Source organism: Cellulosimicrobium cellulans (assembly GCF_016921195.1).
GTDB lineage: Bacteria > Actinomycetota > Actinomycetes > Actinomycetales > Cellulomonadaceae > Cellulosimicrobium > Cellulosimicrobium cellulans_F.
Genome location: NZ_JAFGYF010000001.1, coordinates 562,929 through 578,826, shown reverse-complemented (window position 1 = coordinate 578,826; position 15,898 = coordinate 562,929). Strand labels below are relative to the sequence as shown.

At 75.8% G+C, this 15,898-nt stretch carries 13 protein-coding genes; 6 read left to right on the top strand and 7 right to left on the bottom strand.

All coding sequences use genetic code 11. From position 1 onward, the window contains the following. Nucleotides 1-17: 17 nt before the first annotated feature. Complete coding sequence (locus JN535_RS02480; protein ID WP_144681541.1) at nt 18-329, top strand: hypothetical protein; 312 nt, start codon at nt 18-20, stop codon at nt 327-329. 73 nt (nt 330-402) lie between these two features. Here JN535_RS02480 and JN535_RS02475 read toward each other — a convergent pair whose 3' ends face one another. The 4 genes from JN535_RS02475 to JN535_RS02460 all read right to left on the bottom strand — a co-directional run bounded on the left by JN535_RS02475 (nt 403) and on the right by JN535_RS02460 (nt 7,168). Next, complete coding sequence (locus JN535_RS02475; RefSeq protein ID WP_307868116.1) at nt 403-663, bottom strand: hypothetical protein; 261 nt, start codon at nt 661-663, stop codon at nt 403-405. 97 nt (nt 664-760) lie between these two features. Then, nucleotides 761-1,846 carry a hypothetical protein gene (locus JN535_RS02470; RefSeq protein WP_205201688.1) on the bottom strand — a complete coding sequence of 362 codons (1,086 nt, stop codon included), beginning with the start codon at nt 1,844-1,846 and terminating at the stop codon, nt 761-763. A 106-nt stretch (nt 1,847-1,952) separates the two neighbouring features. After that, on the bottom strand, nt 1,953-4,280 hold the full coding sequence (locus tag JN535_RS02465; RefSeq protein WP_205201686.1) for a YhgE/Pip domain-containing protein: 2,328 nt from the start codon (nt 4,278-4,280) through the stop codon (nt 1,953-1,955). Continuing rightward, entirely contained in the window at nt 4,277-7,168 is a 2,892-nt protein-coding gene (locus tag JN535_RS02460; protein ID WP_205201684.1) for an MMPL family transporter, read from the bottom strand. The genes JN535_RS02465 and JN535_RS02460 overlap by 4 nt, the downstream gene beginning before the upstream one ends. A gap of 137 nt (nt 7,169-7,305) precedes the next feature. On the opposite strand from JN535_RS02460, the gene JN535_RS02455 reads away from it, so the two are divergent. After that, complete coding sequence (locus JN535_RS02455; protein WP_307868115.1) at nt 7,306-8,001, top strand: TetR/AcrR family transcriptional regulator; 696 nt, start codon at nt 7,306-7,308, stop codon at nt 7,999-8,001. 160 nt (nt 8,002-8,161) lie between these two features. On the opposite strand, the gene JN535_RS02450 is transcribed toward JN535_RS02455, so the two are convergent. Then, on the bottom strand, nt 8,162-8,923 hold the full coding sequence (locus JN535_RS02450; protein ID WP_205201680.1) for a helix-turn-helix transcriptional regulator: 762 nt from the start codon (nt 8,921-8,923) through the stop codon (nt 8,162-8,164). 50 nt (nt 8,924-8,973) lie between these two features. On the opposite strand from JN535_RS02450, the gene JN535_RS02445 reads away from it, so the two are divergent. The 4 genes from JN535_RS02445 (at nt 8,974) to JN535_RS02430 (ending at nt 11,038) form a co-directional block, all read left to right on the top strand. After that, on the top strand, nt 8,974-9,711 hold the full coding sequence (locus JN535_RS02445) for an alpha/beta fold hydrolase (RefSeq protein ID WP_205201669.1): 738 nt from the start codon (nt 8,974-8,976) through the stop codon (nt 9,709-9,711). A 159-nt stretch (nt 9,712-9,870) separates the two neighbouring features. Then, the gene (locus tag JN535_RS02440) at nt 9,871-10,077 is read left to right on the top strand and encodes a hypothetical protein (protein WP_205201667.1); all 207 of its coding nucleotides are present in this window, start codon (nt 9,871-9,873) and stop codon (nt 10,075-10,077) included. A gap of 100 nt (nt 10,078-10,177) precedes the next feature. Further along, nucleotides 10,178-10,366 carry a hypothetical protein gene (locus JN535_RS02435; RefSeq protein ID WP_205201665.1) on the top strand — a complete coding sequence of 63 codons (189 nt, stop codon included), beginning with the start codon at nt 10,178-10,180 and terminating at the stop codon, nt 10,364-10,366. Between the two features lie 129 nt (nt 10,367-10,495). After that, complete coding sequence (locus tag JN535_RS02430) at nt 10,496-11,038, top strand: RNA polymerase sigma factor (RefSeq protein ID WP_205201663.1); 543 nt, start codon at nt 10,496-10,498, stop codon at nt 11,036-11,038. A gap of 79 nt (nt 11,039-11,117) precedes the next feature. On the opposite strand, the gene JN535_RS02425 is transcribed toward JN535_RS02430, so the two are convergent. After that, nucleotides 11,118-13,430: a S9 family peptidase gene (locus tag JN535_RS02425; RefSeq protein WP_205201661.1), complete on the bottom strand. Its 2,313-nt coding sequence runs from the start codon at nt 13,428-13,430 to the stop codon at nt 11,118-11,120. 123 nt (nt 13,431-13,553) lie between these two features. Next, nucleotides 13,554-15,707 carry a cytochrome c oxidase assembly protein gene (locus JN535_RS02420; protein ID WP_307868114.1) on the bottom strand — a complete coding sequence of 718 codons (2,154 nt, stop codon included), beginning with the start codon at nt 15,705-15,707 and terminating at the stop codon, nt 13,554-13,556. Nucleotides 15,708-15,898: the final 191 nt, after the last annotated feature.

Below are 15,898 nucleotides of genomic sequence, written 5' to 3'. Positions count from 1 at the left end.
CTCCAGGAGGACCCCGCATGTGCCAGCACCACGACGACACGCACCCCGGCCACGACGACCACCCGCACGACGGCGGGCACCACGGTGCGCACGACACGGCGCACCACCACGCGCCCGCGACCGCCGCGGGGGTCGCGCCTGCGACGGGTGAGGCGGCGGACGACGACCTCGCCGAGTGCCCCGTGATGCGCGGGAGCATGGTCGCGAAGGCCCACGCCGAGGCGGCCGGGCTCGTGCGCGACCACGAGGGCGTGCGCTACTGGCTGTGCTGCTCGTCGTGCGGCCCGCTGTTCGACGCCGACCCGGCCCGGTACGCCCGCGCCGCCTGACCGGCTCCTGACCGGCTCCGCTGCCCGGTGCCGCACCCTCCCGGTGCGGTGCCGGGCACGCGTCGTGCGGCGCTCAGGCGCGCGACGCCGTCACGTCGCCGACGACGCGCACCTCCACGTCGACACCGTCCACCGTCTCGGGGACCGCGACGTCGTCGGACGTCACGTTGACGCGCAGCAGCCAGTCGTCGCCGACGCCCGACGACCCGGCGCCCCGCACCGCGACGCCGTTCAGGTCGGCGCGTGCGATGCCGACGCCGGTCACGCCGTCGAGGCCTGCGAGCTCGTCGCGCAGCGCCGCCTTGGCCTCCCGGGCTCTTTCGAGGGTCGCCACGGCAACCACCTCCCGCACCCATTGTGCGCCCGACGGCGGCCGGAGGGCAGTGCCGACCGCCCCGCCCCGCCGGGTCGCCGAGCGGCGTCGCGCCGGTTCAGCCGAGCAGCGTCGCGCCGAGCCGCTCCAGCACGGTCACGATCGGGTTGCAGTACGTGAGCCCCGTGCCGTTCGCGCCGCCCGTCTCCGACCCCGCGAACAGGAGGCCGAGCGCGACGCCGTCCTCCCGGTACACGAGCGACCCCGAGTCGCCGCCGCGCGAGAACGGACCGTCGCCCGTCGACTCGACCTCGATCTGGTCGTCGAACCGCAGCGCGCCGAGGCCGTCGCCGTAGCCCACCACGACGTCGTCGAGCTCGATGGCCGTGACGCGGCCGGTCGTGACGCCGGTGGTCCGGCCGGACTTGCCGACCGCCTCGCCGCCGAGCGCGACCGCGGTCTTCGTGATCCGGCCGACGGGATACTCCGGATCCACGGCGGGGTCGTCGAGGAGCGCGACGGCGGCGTCGACGGTCTGGGTGACGCCCGCCTCCAGGGGGACGAGCGCGGCGAGGGTCCCGACGCGGTCGTCGGGCGCACCGCCGCCGTCGGCGGGACCAGGCTGCACGACGACGTCCCCGACCCGCGCGGACGGCGACCCCGCGAGCACGTGCCAGTTCGACAGCGCGTACACCGACGCGGCGTCCGCTCCCGCCACCGGCGGCTCGGCGACGCGCACGAACGCGCCGAGCGTCCCGGCGGTGACGTCCACGTGGGCGATCGACACCCCCGGCCGCAACGGCCGGACCCGGCCCGTCTCCCCGGTCGCGTAGGCGGTGACGACGGGCGGACGCAGGCCCGGTCCGTCGCCCGCACGCCCCGAGCCCGGCGCCGCGGCGAGGGGCCGGATCCGGCCCGTGCGTCGCACGTCGACCGTGTCCCCCGCCTCCGAGGCGACCTTGCGCGCGATGCTGCGCGCGGTGGGCACGCCCAGCCGGTACCGGACCGCGATCGCGTACCCGCCGTCGTCGTGCGGGGCGAGGCCGATCGCGAGGGTGGGCGCGCGCACGACCTCCGCCGCGTCGGGCACGTCGCGCGCCTCGATCGCCGTGTCCGACCGGCCCGACAGACCCGACCGCTCGGCGAGCTCGCGCGCGTAGTCCGCGAGCTGCGACTTGATCTCTCGTGCCTTCTGCTGGTCCATCGGTGCACCGTCCCCTCGCCCGACGGACGGCTCCCGCCGTCCGCGTCCTGCCGAGCGAGTCTGACGGCAGCCGCCCACACCCGCACCGCGCCACGCCGACGACCCGTCAGGCGCGGAGCAGCTGCTCCACGCGGACCGACCGGCGCCGGGCGACGACGAGCGTCGTCACCGCCACCGACGCGAGGCCCCACAGCACGAGCGCGACGGCGTCCCCCGCTCCCCCGGCCGCACCGGGGTCGACGATCGACGTGAGCAGGCGGAGCGCCGAGCCCACCGGCAGGACGTCGCGCAGACCCGTGAGCGTGGCCGGGACGGTCGCGACGATGCCGGTCGCGACGAGCAGCACCGCGACGAGCAGGCTGATCGCCCGCCCGACGTTCCCGACGAGCGCGGCGAGCGCCTGGTTGAGCGCGACGAAGACCACCGACGCGAGCGCACCGGTCGCGAGCAGACCGATCCAGCCGCCGACGCTCGCCCCCTCGACCGCGGCGAGGACGCCGCCGACCACGAGACCGGTCGCGGCGGCGATCCCCGCCGGCAGCGCGAGCGCGGCCAGCACGAGGCGCCCCGCGGTGCGCGTCGACCCGAGCAGCTTCGCGGGCACGGGCGGGAACGCGACGAAGATCGCGAGCGCGCCGAGCCACAGGGCGAGGACGGCGAACAGCGGGCCGGTCGACCCGGTGCCGAGGTCCTCGACGCCGGGAGCGGCCACCGGGTCCGCGACGACCGCGGAGAGGTTCTCGCGCTCGGCGTCCGTGTAGGAGGGGACCTGCTCCGTCGCGTCGCCGAGGCCCTGGGCCAGCTCGGTCGTCCCGTCAGCGAGCTGCCCGACGCCGCCCGCGAGGTCGCCCGCGCCCGTCGCCAGGTCCTGGGTCCCGGTCGCGAGCTGGTCGGCTCCGGTCCCGAGCGCCCCGACACCCGTCGCGAGCCCGTCCGCACCCGTCGACAGCTCGCCCGCGCCGCCCGCGAGCTGCGCGGCGCCGTCGGCCACCCGGTCCGCGCCGGTCGCGAGCTGCCCGAGACCGGCCGAGAGGTCGCGCGCTCCGCCGGCCACGCCCGTCGCGCCGGTGGCGGCCTGCGCCGCGCCGCTCGCGAGCCGGTCCGCGCCCTGCGCGGCCTGGTCGACGCCGGCGGCGAGCGCGTAGAGCCCGGTGGGCCCGTTCGCGCCCGACGGCGCCCCGGCCAGCGCGGCGTTCCCCGCCGCGACCTCCGCCGCACCGACCGCGAGCGGCCGCAGCGCGGCGAGCTGCTGGTCGAGCGCCTGGCACGCGGGCGACGTCGGGGCCGCCTCGCACCCCGCCTGGACCTTCTGCTGCTCGATCCCGGCGACGACCTGCGCGAGCCCGCCGGCGACGTCGCGCGACCCCGACGCGAGGCTGGTCCCGAGCGCGGGGAGCGACGTGGACCCACCGCCGGGGAGGGGGACGGCCGAGATCGAGGCGTCGAGCGTGCCGAGCCCGCTCGCGAGGTCGGACGCGCCGCCCGAGACTCCCGCGACGCCGTCGGCCAGGCCCTGGGCGCCGGTCGCGAGCGAGCCCGCACCGGACGCGGACTGCGCGATGCCGTCCGCGACCTGCCGCGACCCGGTGGCGACGCCCTGCGCCCCGGTCGCGAGGTCGCCCGCGCCGGACGCGAGCTGGTCCGCGCCCGAGCCGAGCTCGCCCACGCCGGACGCGAGCGCCCCGGCGCCGGTCGCGAGCTCGCCCGCGCCGGACGCGAGCTGCGTCGCGCCGTCGCTCGCCGCGGACGCCCCGTCCGCGAGCTGGTCGGCACCGTCCGCGGCCTCGCCGAGCTGCTCGTTCAGGGTCGTGAAGCCGACGAGCACACCGTCGACGTAGTTCTCGGTGAGCGTCGTGCCGAGCACGGAGCTCGCGGTCGTGGTGACGATGCGCGCGAGCGCCTCGTCCACGACCCGCCCGCCCGGCGTCGTCTCGACGGTCAGCGTGGCCTGGGTCGCGTCGGACGCGTCGCCGCTGAACGACGTGGCCGCCGCGGAGAAGTCCTCCGGGATCGTCACGACGGCGGCGTACGTGCCGTCGGCGAGCCCGGACGCGGCGTCGTCGGCGTCGGTGATGACCCAGTCGTAGTTCGTCGTGCCGGCGTCGGGCTGGACGGCGACCGGTCCGGTGTCCGTCGAGGCCGCGCCGCCGCTCACCAGCCCGGCCGTGAGCTGGCGTCCCAGCGGGACGGTCTGGCCGTCGACCTCGACAGGCTCGTCGAGGTTGACGATCGCCGCCTTCACCGTGTCGAGCCGCTCCTGCGGGTTCCACAACGCCCACAGCAGCAGGCCGAGCACCGCGAGCGGCAGCGCGACGGCGGCGGCCACGGTCCACGCGCGCCGGGCGTCGACGCGGCGGGTCCGGGAGGCGGCGGGCCGCGGCGCGTCCGGGGTGGACGGCTCGGTCTGCGCCGTGTCGGGCGGGAAGACGCTCATGCGGGCACCTCCTCGGTGCGCGGGCCGACGGCGGGCGCCGGGTCGGTGGGGGCGGGCACCGCGGGGGCGGGGTCGGGGCCGTGCAGGTCGAGCACCTGCGTCCCCGGTGGGGCGAGGTCGGTCGGCGCGAGCCCGACGGCGCCGAGCACGATCGCCGTGCCGCGCTCGGCCGCCCGGGCGAGCACCTCGGACAGGGCGGCGCGCTCGGCGGGCGACGTGACGGCGTCCGTCCCGACCACGGCGAGCAGCCGCGGGTCCTCGCGCAGCAGCGCCGCGACGCTCGCCGCCGCGGGCACGCGGTGCGCGGCGGGCGCGGGCGCGTCGCCGGGCAGGGCCGCGACGTCGGCCGCGAGGTCCACGAGGGCCACCCGGCGGCGCACGCTCGACGCGCGCTCGGGCAGGACGAGGCCCGTCACCTTGAGCGCACCGGTGGCCGGCTTGAGCCGCCCCGCGAGCGCCAGCACCACTCCCGACACCGCCGCGGGCGACGTCCCGTGCACGACGAGCGACCCACCCTCGGGCACGCGGACCGTGACCGGCTCGGCGAGGGGCCCGTGCGCCCCGGCGATCACGAGGTCGTGCGCGACGACGGCGTCCGTGCTGCCGGGTTCCGGCCAGTCCGCGAGCGCGAGCTCCTTGGACAGCCCCTCCCCCTCGACGTCGAACGACGGGAGCACCCGGTCGAGCCAGCGTGGCATCCACCACGCCTTGTCGCCGAGCATCGCGAGCACGGCGGGCACCAGGGTCATGCGCACGACGAACGCGTCGACGAGGACGCCGACCGCGAGCCCGAGCGCGATGGGCTTGAGGCTCATGTCGCCCTCGGGCACGAACGCCACGAACACGGCGAACATGATGACCGCGGCCGCCGTGACGACCTTCGCCGACGCCTGGAACCCGGTGAAGATCGACCTCCGGGCCTTGCCCGAGTGGACGTAGTCCTCGCGGATGCGCGCCACGAGGAACACCTCGTAGTCCATCGCGAGCCCGAACAGCACGCCCATGAGCACGATCGGCATGAACGAGATGACCGGGCCGAGCCGCGTGACGTGGAGCGCGTCCGCGAGGACCCCGTGCTCGAACACGAGCGTCACGACCCCGAACGCCGCGCCGACCGAGAACAGGTAGCCGAGCGTCGCCTTGATCGGCACCGCGACCGACCGGAACACCATCGTCAGCAGCACGAGCGACAGGCCCACGACGACGAACGCGAACGGGAGCAACGCAGCCCCCAGCTTCGCCGACACGTCGATCCCGACCGCCGTGAACCCCGTGACCGCGAGGTCCACGCCGTACTCGTCGAGGAAGTGGTCGTGCTGCGCGCGGATCTCGGTGACGAGGTCCTTGGTCTCCTCCGAGTCCGGCGCGCCCGTGGGGACGACCTGCACGATGCCCGTGTCCGCGGTGAGGTTGGGCGTCGTGAGCGGGACGTCGGCGACGCCCGGCAGGTCCGCGATCTCGTCGCCGAGGTCGTCCATGAGCCCGACCGGGTCCGTCGACGTGACGATCGTCCCGGTGACGATGAGCGGCCCGTTGAAGCCGGGCCCGAAGTGCTCCGACACCAGGTCGTACGTGACGCGCGCCTGGTTGTCCTCCGGCAGCGTCCCCGCGTCCGGCAGCGCGAGCTGCAGGTCCCGCGCCGGCAGCGTGAGCAGCACGATCGCCGCCACGACCAGCCCGATCGTCAGCAGCGGGATCCGCGTGACGGCCCGCACCCATCCCGCGAAGAACCGGTTGCGGTGCTCGACGGTCGCCTGGGCGGTCGTGGTCGGCTCCGTGTCGGCTGCCCCCGAGGTGCTCGGGCGTCCCCCCGCCGCCGTCCCCGACCCCGCACGCCGACGCCCACGCTCACGGCGACGCGGAGACCTCGGGCGGAGCCGCTCGCCCGCGAACCCCAGCATGGCGGGCAGCAGCGTGATCGAGACGAGGACGGCGAGCCCCACGCCGACGGCGGCGGCGACGCCCATGACGGTGAGGAACGGGATGCCGGCGACGCCGAGGCCGACGAGCGCGATCATCACCGTGAGGCCGGCGAAGATGACGGCGGAGCCGGCCGTCGCGACGGAGCGAGCGGCGGCCTCCTCGACGCTCAGCCCGCTCGCGAGCTCGTCGCGGTGCCGGGACACGATGAACAGCGCGTAGTCGATGCCGACCGCGAGGCCGAGCATGACGGCGAGCATCGGCGTCGTGGAGTTGATCTGCGCGACGGCGGTCGCGGCGAACAGCAGGCCCATGCTCACGCCGACGCCGATCACGGCGTTGAGGAGCGGCAGCCCGGCCGCGACGAACGAGCCGAAGGTGAGGACGAGCACGACGAGCGCGACGAGCAGGCCGAGGGCCTCGGTGACGGTGAGCGTCGGGAACTCGGTGCTGAAGAGCTGCCCGCCGAGCGCGGCCTGGGCGCCGTCGGGCAGGGCCGCGGCGAGGTCGTCGACGAGGTCGCCGAGCGCGTCCTTGGTGGCGTCGGGGACCTCGCTCTGCCCCTCGTCGAGCTGGATGGTCATGAGCGTCGCGACGTCGTCGTCGCTGATCGACGCGGTCATGGTGTCGTCGTAGGGCGAGGTGACGGCGGCGACGCCGTCGACGTCGCCGAGCGCGGCGACCGCGTCCTCCACGGGCGCGCGGACGGCGTCGTCCTCGATGGTGGAGCCGTCGGGCGCGACCACGACGACCTGCGCGGACGCGCCGCTGACCTGAGGGAACGTCGCGGCGAGGCGGTCGAGCGCCGCCTGGGACTCGGTGCCGGGGATGGTCACCTCGTCGTCGAGGCCCTGGCCGACGAGGCCGGCGAGCGCGCCCGCGAGGACGAGGATCCCGATCCACGCGGCGAGGACGAGCCGGCGCGCCCCGACCGCCCAGCGGCCGAGCGAGTAGAGCGCTGAGGACACGAGCGGCCTCCCGGGGAGAGTGCAGACGGATTTCAGGATACGCCGCTGTATCCGATGCGTGACCGTATCGGATACACTCGTGTATCGCAAGGCCGCCCGTGCGGGTGGCGCCGTCCGACAGTGGGAGCATGTGCGGCGTGACCACCGACCTCGACCGGACCCGAGTCGACCGCGACGCCGAGAGCGAGACCCCCCTCTCCCCCCGCCGCGAGCGCACGCGCGAGCGCCTGCTCGACGCCGCCTACGGGCTGTTCGCCGAGCACGGCATCAACGGCACGTCGATCGAGGCCGTCTGCGAGGCCGCGGGCTTCACGCGCGGCGCCTTCTACTCGAACTTCGAGACCAAGGAGTCGCTCTTCCTCGCGCTCACCGAGCGCGAGATCCGGATGCGCATGCGGAGCCTCGAGGCCGCCGTCGAGCACCTCCCGGAGGACCCGGTGCGCGACGGCGTCATCGCACCCGAGGCGATCGCGACGATCGTCGCCGCCGTGATGGCGGACCCGCGCGACGAGCGGCGCTGGTGCCTCATGAACGCGGAGCTCGAGCTGCTCGCGCTGCGCGACCCGCAGGTCGCGGAGCGGTTCGCGGACCAGGAGGAGTCGTTCCGGGCGGAGCTCGCGGACATCCTCACGCGTGTGCTCACGAGCGTCGGGATGCGCTTCGCGATCGACGCCGCCTCGGCCACGCGCGTGCTCATCAGCGCCTACACGTGCGCGGCGAGGGACGCGTTCCTCGGCCCCGCCGGCGACGACGCGGTCGCCCGCGCGCAGGCCGCCGACTGGCTGCCGGCGCTCGTCGGGCGGCTCGTCGAGCCGGACCCCGACGCGGCCTGACGCCGCGTCCAGCCCGTCGTCGTCGCGGACCTCTGGCAGGCCGCGCCCGGCTGGACAGGGCGCGAGACCGGACCCCGCGGCGAGGCCGTGCTCGTCATGGCCGACGTCGAGGGCAAGGAGTTCTGCGTGCTGCGCGGGGACCGACGGTCCGCTGGCGACGTCACGCCGGGTCGGGGTCGTAGACGGCGGCCGCGCCGACGGGTGGCTCGCCGACGTCCTCGACCGGGCGGGGCGCGTACGTCTGGGCGGTGAGGTCGGCGCGCTCGACGCGGTCCAGCCGGAACCAGCGGATCGCCTCGCGCGACCGGCACCACGCGACCAGGTACCAGTGCCCGTCGGTGTGCGCGAGCAGCACGGGCTCGACCCGGCGCGACGAGGTCGCGCCCCGGCCGTCCCGATAGCGGATCGCGAGCACGCGCGACCCGGCGAGCGCCTGCTCGACGGCGCGCAGCACCCCGAGGTGCGACCGCGCACGACCGACGATCTCCCCACCCGCTGCGGCGGGCGCCTCGGGCGGTGCGTCCGGGGCGTCGTGCCGGACCCACACCCGCGCGGCGAGCGCCTCGGCCCGCTCGCGGTCGCCGGCCGCGAGCGCGTCCCACACCTTGCCGCGCGCCGCGTGCGCGTCGACCGCGAACGGGCTGCCGGACGGGAGCGTCGCGAGCGCTACCGCGACGGCGACCGCCTGGCCGGGCGTGAAGTTGACCGGCGGCAGGGATGCGCTCGGGTCGAGCACGTAGCCGCCGCCGGGACCGGCCTGGGCCCAGATCGTCAGCCCGCCCTGCTGGAGCGCAGCCACGTCACGCTTGATCGTCCGCTCGCTCACCTCGAGCGCGGCCGCGAGGCGCGGTCCCGTCGTGCCGGTCCGCCCCGCCCTCCGCAGCTCCTCCGCGATCGCGTAGAGGCGTTCCGTCCTGTTCATCGGACGATGGTGACAGACAGGTGTCACCGATGCCCTGCGAGGGTGGGTGCATGAGCAACCACGACACGACCGCGCAGCCCCTCCACGTCGTCCTCGTCCCCGGCTTCTGGCTGGGCGCGTGGGCATGGGACGACGTCGTCACCCACCTCGAGGCCACCGGTCTCGTCCCGCACGCCGTGACCCTCCCCGGCCTCGAGCCCGGCGCGACCGCGCAGGACCGCGCCCGGGTCACGCGCGAGGACCACGTGGACGCGGTCGCGCGGCTCGTCGACGGGCTCGACGGTCGGGTCGCACTGGTCGGCCACAGCGGCGGCGGGCCCGTCGTGCAGCAGACCGCCGACCGCGACCCGGCCCGGATCGAGCGGATCGTCTACGTCGACACCGGCCCCCTCGTCGACGGTGCCGCCCTGTCGCCCGACCTCCCGGCGGAAGCGGCCGAGGTCCCGCTGCCCGCCTGGGAGACGCTGGGCGAGGACGGATCGAGCCTCGACGGCCTGGACGAGGCGATGCTCGCGCGGTTCCGCGACCGCGCGGTGCCGATGCCCGGACCGGTCGCGCGCGGGCCGGTCCACGTGACGAACCCGGCACGGCTCGACGTCCCCACGACCGTGATCTGCTGCTCCATCCCGTCGGCCGTGCTCGCGGAGCTCGCCCACCCCGGCCCTCCCCTGCACACCGAGCTGGGCGAGCTCTCGGACCTCACCTACGTCGACCTCCCGACGGGCCACTGGCCGATGTTCTCGCGGCCCCGCGACCTCGCCGCGGCCGTCGTCGACGCGGTCTCCTGACGCGCGGCCGGTCGCACGAGCCCGAGCCCGTGCGGCCGGCGTCACGTCCTCGCCGGAGAAAAGTGACCGAACTCGCGTCACGGACGGCGACTTGTGCCGTCTTGTCGGGTGAAAGCGGTCAGCAGGCCGCCCGAAGCCCGACCGACGACGAGACGGACCATGCACGACACCCTGCCCTCCGCCCCCTCGCGCACCGAGGTGCGCACCGCCCTGCTCTGGGCCCTGGAGCACGACCGCGACGCCCTCCTGGAGCACCGCGAGACCACCCAGCACTGCGCGTGGGCAGCAGCCCGGGGTGCGGCCGACCGGCGCCTCGTGCGCCGCTGGCGCGCGGCATCCGCCCCGGTCCCGTCGACCGTCGCCTGACGCGAGGTCACCGGACCCGGACCGCGAGGGCGCATCCCTGCGGACGTTCGCGGGCGAACCCCGGACGAGAGGGCACGTCCGCCCTCAGGAGGAGGCCGCCATGTTCGCGTCGCTCACTGCCGGGTCCGGCGGGACGATCGGCGTCACCGGGATCGGGAACGGCATGTCGCAGTGGTTCCTCATCTTCGGCGCGCTCGTCATCACCGCGATCCTCGTCGGCTCGATCTACGAGCTCGGCAAGGCCGTGCACGACCGGCACGTCCACCAACGCCGCCCGGTGCACCGCTGACGCGCGCCTGACCACGGCCGCCCGCGCACCGGCTCCGCCGTCCCCGGCGCACGCGACCTCGCGTCCCGCGCCGCGGCGTCGGACACTGGGAGGAGGACGACGAGGACCGGTGGCGCGATGGTCAGGACCGTGGCACGTGTCCCCCGCCCCCGTCAGGGCGCGAGGCGGGACGAGCGCGCGCCTGGCGACGACGTCCTCGACCTGCCGTCGGCCTACGCCCGCTGGGCGCCGCTCGTCCGCGCCGTCGTCGCGCGCCGCCTGGGCGACCCGGCCGACGCCGACGACGCGACACAGCTCGTCTTCCTCGCGGCGTGGCGCTCGCGCGACCGGTTCGACCCCGCGCGCGGGGACGTTCCGGCGTGGCTGCTGGGCATCGCGCACCACGTGGCCGCCGACGTCCTGCGCGCGCGGGCGCGCGAGGCACGACGGCGCGAGGCGGCCGCGCGGTGCCGGGTCGCCACGGCCGTCCCCGACCCCGCCGACGACGTCGCGACCCGGGTCGACCTCGACGGCGCACTGCGCCGTCTCGCCCCCGAGCGGCGCCGGGTGGTGCGCCTCGTGTACGCCCAGGGCCGGACGCACGCCCAGGTCGCGGCCGAGACCGGCCTCCCGCTCGGGACCGTGAAGAGCCACGCGCGCCGCGGCCTGGCCCAGCTCCGCGCCGATCCCTGACCCGCCGAGCACGACGTCGCTGTCGCCCTCGGGCCGAGAGCGACAGCAACGTCGTGGTCGAGAGCGGGCAACCCCGTGCTCAGCCGAGCGTCGTCGGCAGCTCCGCGTCGCCCTCGCCCGGCGTGGCGCCGAGGACGTGCTCCGCGAGGAACGCGAGCACCACCTGGTACCAGACCTTCGCGTGCTGCGGCTGGAGGATCCAGTGGTTCTCGTCGGGGTAGAACAGGAACCGGTGCACCGTCTCGCCGTCGGCCCCGGCGGGCAGGCCCGACGACTGGAGCAGCTCGTACCAGAGCCGCAGCCCCTCACCGATCGGGACGCGGTAGTCCTTGTCGCCGTGGATCACGAGCATCGGCGTGACGATGTCCTGGACGAACCGGTGCGGGCTGTTCTCGAGCGCCATCTCCGGCGTCATCTCGCGCGCCCAGTAGTACGCGTGGTCCGTCGTCGGGCCGAACTGGTCGAGCGCCCACAGGCTCGCGTGCGTGACGATCGCGCGGAAGCGGTCCGTGTGGCCGGCGACCCAGTTCGCCATGTACCCGCCGAACGACCCGCCCATCGCGGCCGTCCGGGTCGCGTCGACCTCGGGACGCGCCTCCACCGCGTCGGTGATCGCGAGCAGGTCCGTGTACGGGGCCTTGCCCCACGCCCCCCAGCCGCGCTGCACGAAGTCCTGGCCGTACCCGGTCGACAGCGCGGGGTCCGGGAGCAGGACCGCGTACCCCCGGGCGACCATCAGCCACGGGTTCCAGCGCCAGCTCCACGCGTTCCACGACCCGAGCGGGCCGCCGTGGATCCACAGCAGCAAGGGTGCCGGGTTCTCGGCGGACGCCCCGTGCGGCAGCGCGAGCCAGCCGCGCACGCGCACGTCGTCCGACGCGGCGGTCTCGACGTCGACGAGCGTGCCCGGCAGGTCGGGCGTCGCGACCGGTCCGCGCAGCGGCGTCGCGGGCACGGGCGTGCGGCTGCCCGACGTACCGGAACCGAGGAACGCCCCGAGGTCGATGCGGACCGGGTGCGACGGCTCGAGGTAGCTGGTCCGCAGCGCGTACGCCGTGCGGCCGTCGGGAGCGACCTGCACGTCGGTGAAGACGGCGTCGTCGCTCGTCACGCGCTCGGCGGTGCCGTTCTCCGCCGTCCCGTCCGGCGAGAAGGGAACGAGGAAGACCGGCCCGCGGCCGTCGTCGTCGGCCGTGACGAGCAGGCCCGAGCCGTCGGGCAGCCAGCGCAGCGACGTCGGCCACCGGTCCCAGTGCGGCACGAGCGTGCGCGGGGTCGCATGGTTCTCCGCGCGCGTCGTCGCCGAGTCGTCGTGCCCCTCCGCGGTCCCCGCCGGCGCGTCCGGCGCGTGCAGCGGCACGACGGCGAGGCTCTCCTCCGGCGCCTGGTGCGGCGTCGAGACGGTCTCGCGCACGAACGCCACCCACGCGCCGTCGGGCGAGATGCGCGGCCAGTGCGCCTCCGCCCGCGGCTCGTCGACGAGCGTGCGGCGCGCGCCCGTCGCCGTGTCGATCGCGACGAGCGTGTTGCGCACCTGCGGCCCGGGACCGGCCACCTGCCACGTCGTGACGAGGGTCGTGCCGTCGGCGGACAGGTCCGCGGCGTGCTCGTGCAGCGCGCGGCCCGGCGCGGAGCCCTGCTCGACGCCGCGGGTGACGTCACGCAGGTCGAGGAGCCGGCGGTCGTGGCGCGCGGTCTCGTTCGCCGCGGTGGCGTCGTCCGCCCCTGCGTCGGCCGGCGCGGCCGGCGACGGGAGCGGCTGGACGGGCTCGTCGGCGAGGGTCGTGAGGTCACCGACGAACCGGTGCGCCTCGTCCGGGCCGCGGTCGTGGTCCCACTGGCGCACGGGGTACGCGCTGTGGAGGATCGCTGCGACCTTGGCGTCCTTGCGCGCGGACCGGAGCTCCGCGTCGTGCGCGAGGTCGCGAGCGCTCGGGAGCACCGACGCCGCCACGGACACGACCGGCGCGTCCGTGGCCGCGAGCGGGCCGCTCACGCCCGCGGGCGCCGTCGCGACGACGCGCGCCTCACCGCCCGTCGCCGGGAGCAGCCACAGCGCGGCCTTCGGGTCGTCGTCGGACCCGCCGTCGGGGTCGGGCCGTGCCGACGTGAAGAGCACGTCGCCCGCACCCGTGAACGTCGCGCTCGACTCGCCCGTGGCGCTGCGCGTGAGCCGACGCGCCGGGGCTTCGCCCGCGGGATCGACCTCCCACAGCGCGGTCCGGTACCCCGTGCGCTTCGGGTCGAGCGTCTGCACGGTCGTGACCAGACGCGCGCCGTCGGGCGAGAGCGCGAGCCCTCCGACCCGCGGGATCGCGAGGTAGTGGTCGAGGTCGTGGAACGGGGTCTCGGACGAGTCGGAGGTACCGGGCGTGGCGGCGTCGTTACTCACCCGTACGTCCTATCACGGCTCCCGCCCCCGCTCGCCCCCGCCCCGGCGCGCCGACCGCGGGGCTGCTCGTGATCGGCCCGAGGCCGACCGCAAGGTCGCGCTCGGCGGCGCGGGCGGTGTCAGTCAGTCGTCGCGCTTCGACATCTCGGCGAGCATGGCGTTGTACTCCTGAAGCTCGGCGTCGCCGTCGCGGTCGGCCTGACGGTCGCGACGCTTGGCCTCGCGCTCGTCCGAGCGCGTCCACATGACCGCGACGACGATGGCGAGGATCAGCGTCGGGAGCTCGCCGATGCCCCAGGCGACGCCGCCCCCGCGCTGCTGGTCGGCGATGGCGCTCGGGCCCCACTCGCGGCCGAGCAGGCCGAACCACTCCGGCACGAGGAGCACCTCGCCCGACGTCAGCGAGACGCCGAAGAAGGCGTGGAACGCCATAGTCGCGAAGAGCAGGAGCAGGCGCTGCGGGTAGGGCGGCCGGTGCGGGCCGGGGTCGATCCCGACGAGCGCGTTGGCGAACAGGTACCCCGCGAGCGTGAAGTGCGCGAGCATCGCGAGGTGCCCGGCGTACGTCGTCAGGGCGTACTCGAACGCCGGCGTGTAGTAGAAGACGATCATCGAGCCGGCGAAGTTCACCGCGGCGACGATCGGGTTGGCGAAGAACTGGCCCACGCGGGACGTCACGACCGCGAGCGCCCACTCGCGCGGCCCGCGCGACCCGTCCTTGCGCGGTGGGACGGCCCGCACGAGCAGCGTCACCGGCGCCGCGAGCACGAGGAAGATCGGCACGACCATCGCGAGGATCATGTGCTGGACCATGTGCGCGCTGAACAGCACGTGCCCGTACATGGCGGGCCCACCCGAGGTCACCCAGAAGAGGATGAGGATGCCGATGCACCACGAGACCGTGCGGCCCACCGACCACGAGTCGCCGCGCTTCGCGAGCCGGCGCACCCACCCCAGGTAGACGACGAGCGCCGCGACGCACGCGAACGCGGGCAGCAGGTCCCAGCGCCACTCGGTGAACCAGCGCGCCAGCGTCGGCTCGGGGGGCAGCGCGTGCCCGGTCACCTGGTACGCGGCGGAGCTGTCGAGCGGCTCCTCCTGCGGCACCGGCGGTGCGGTCGACCCGAGCGCGACGGCGACGCCGGACACCGCGCCCATGATCGCGAGCTCGACCGCGACCAGGCGCCAGAACAGCCAGCGCGTGCCCTCCGCGGCGGCACCCCTCGCGCCCGTGGACGACGACGTCACCCCCTGCGTGGACTTGCCCGACGAGCTCTTCGAGCCCTTCGCGGCGACCTTCGGCGACCCCTTCGCCGACGCACGGTCGGCGCCCGCCCGCGCGACCGCCGTCGGGCCGGCGAGCCGTCGCACGACGAGCTCGCGGTGCGCGAACCCGACGGCGCCCAGGACGAGCAGGAGCGCGAGCTTGGTGAGCAGGAGGATGCCGTAGTCGGTGGTGAGTCCCGCGAGCGTGTCGACGCGGATGCTCGCGTTCGCGATCCCGGAGACGGCGACGGCGACGTAGCACCACAGCGCGATCGCGGAGTACCGCGCGACGGACGCCGCGAAGTCCGCACGACCCAGCCCGCCGCGCACGCGTACGACGGCGAGCGTCCCCAGGCCACCGACCCACAGCGCCGCGCCGGCCAGGTGGAGGAACATCGAGGAGACGGCGAGCTCGTGGCTCACCGCTCCCGCGGCGTGACCCGTGTTGGCCTGCATCGCGATCGCGACGAGCGCGAGCGCGGCCGTCCACATCGCGCCCGTCGCGCTGCGCACCGCGAGCGCGGCGGCGGACGTCAGCGCCGCGACCACGACGATCGCGAGGTAGTTGCGACCCAGGCTGACCTGCGAGACGAAGAGGCCGAGCTGGTCGCCGAACGTCGGGCCCGTGACGGGCGTGCTCGAGATCGAGGAGTAGCGCAGCACGACCTGCACGACCGACAGCACGGCCCACGTCGCGGCCGCCGCGCCCGCGACCCCGAGCGCCTTGCGGACCGGCGTCCCGGCCGGCAGCACGCACGCCGCGAGGACGAGCGAGCCGAGCGTCAGCGCGACGGAGAGCTCGGTGAGGACCGTGACGACCGGGGTGCCGAGGCGCGCGAGCGCACCCGGGTCGGGGAAGCCGGCCGGGACGGTGAACGCGGCCGAGAACGCGCCGGCGGCGAGCACGGCGACGACGGCGACGACGACCGCGAACGGTCCGGCGAGGACGAGCCACCACGGGTTCGCGGGTCGGGCGTCCGACGGCGCGCGGCGCAGGGCAGTCGTGGTCACCGGTCCAGGGTATCGAGCGCGCGGGCCCCGTCGGTCATCGCCTGTGGACGACCCGGGGGCCCTGGTGGCGCCCGTGCGCGGAACGGGTGGGTACCTCTCCCCACCCGGACCTGTGGGCGGCGCCGGGTCCGGCGGGGGTCCCGCTGGCATACTGGGCCGGGTTCGCCGGGGGCCGGAGACGACTCGTCCAC